This window comes from Mesorhizobium sp. M7A.F.Ca.US.007.01.2.1, assembly GCF_003998165.1.
Classification (GTDB): domain Bacteria; phylum Pseudomonadota; class Alphaproteobacteria; order Rhizobiales; family Rhizobiaceae; genus Mesorhizobium; species Mesorhizobium ciceri.
In genome coordinates this window covers 1-1262 of record NZ_RZQP01000483.1, presented here as the reverse complement: position 1 = coordinate 1262, position 1262 = coordinate 1, and the positions used below count along the sequence as shown (strand labels likewise).

Annotated in this window: 1 protein-coding gene; it reads right to left on the bottom strand. The window is 64.8% G+C overall.

Features of this window, described 5'->3' with window-relative positions; translation table 11 throughout:
• Nucleotides 1-1258 (bottom strand): 5-aminolevulinate synthase (gene hemA, locus EN949_RS35335; RefSeq protein ID WP_127371988.1); only part of this gene is annotated, 1258 nt, incomplete at its 3' end.
• Nucleotides 1259-1262 lie beyond the last annotated feature (4 nt).

Below are 1262 nucleotides of genomic sequence, written 5' to 3'. Positions count from 1 at the left end.
CCAGCAGGGGAATGATGCGGTCGCTCTTGGCCACCGAAGGCCGACCTGCCGAACCATAGGGGATGCCGAGCGCATCCCAGGTCTCGACCAGCGCATCCTGCAATTCGGCGATCAGCGCATCGGAATGGAACGGCGTCGGCGTGATGCGCAGCCGCTCGGTGCCGCGCGGCACGGTCGGGTAGTTGATCGGCTGGATGTAGATGCCGTGCACGCCGAGCAGGCGGTCGCTGGCCATCTTGCAGGCCTCGGGATCGCCGACCAGCAGCGGCACGATGTGCGTCGGCGAATCCATCACCGGCAGGCCGGCGGCCGACAGGATGTGCTTGGTTCTCGCGGCCTGCTGCTGCTGGGCGTCACGCTCGGCCTGCGAGCGCTTGAGATGGCGGATCGACGCGGTCGCGGCGGCAGCGATCGCCGGCGGCAGTGCCGTGGTGAAGATGAAGCCCGGCGCATAGGAGCGCACGGCGTCGATCACAGCGCTGGTGCCGGTGATGTAGCCGCCCAGCGTGCCGAATGCCTTGGCCAGCGTGCCTTCGATGATGTCGATGCGGTCGGCCAGGCCTTCGCGCTCGGTGATGCCGCCGCCGCGCGGCCCGTACATGCCGACGGCATGGACCTCGTCGATATAGGTCATGGCGTTGTAGCGCTCGGCGAGTTCGACGATCTCTTTGATCGGCGCGATGTCGCCATCCATCGAATAGACGCTTTCGAAGACGATCAGCTTGGCGCGTTCGCGCCCCGCCGCCTGCAAAAGGCTTTCCAGATGCGCCACGTCATTGTGGCGGAAGATCTTCTTCTCGGCGCCGGAACGCCGCACGCCTTCGATCATCGAGGCGTGGTTCAATTCGTCCGAGATGATCAGGCAGTTGGGCAAAAGCTTCGCGATGGTCGAGATCGAGGCTTCGTTGGAGACGAAACCGGAGGTGAAGACCAGTGCCGCTTCCTTGTCGTGCAGGTCGGCAAGCTCCACCTCGAGCTCGACCAACGGGTTCGAGGTGCCGGAAATGTTGCGGGTGCCGCCGGCGCCCGAACCCATCTTGCCAGCGGTATTCTGGAACGCGGCGATGACGTCGGGATGCTGGCCCATGCCGAGATAGTCGTTGGAGCACCAGACGGTGATTTCCTCGGCACGGCCATTGGAACGCCAGATGGCGCGCGGGAACTTGCCCGCGATCCGCTCGAGGTCGGCGAAAACGCGGTAGCGACGCTCGGCATGGAGCTGGTCGATCGCTTCCTCGAAAAACCGCTGATAGTTCATGTCG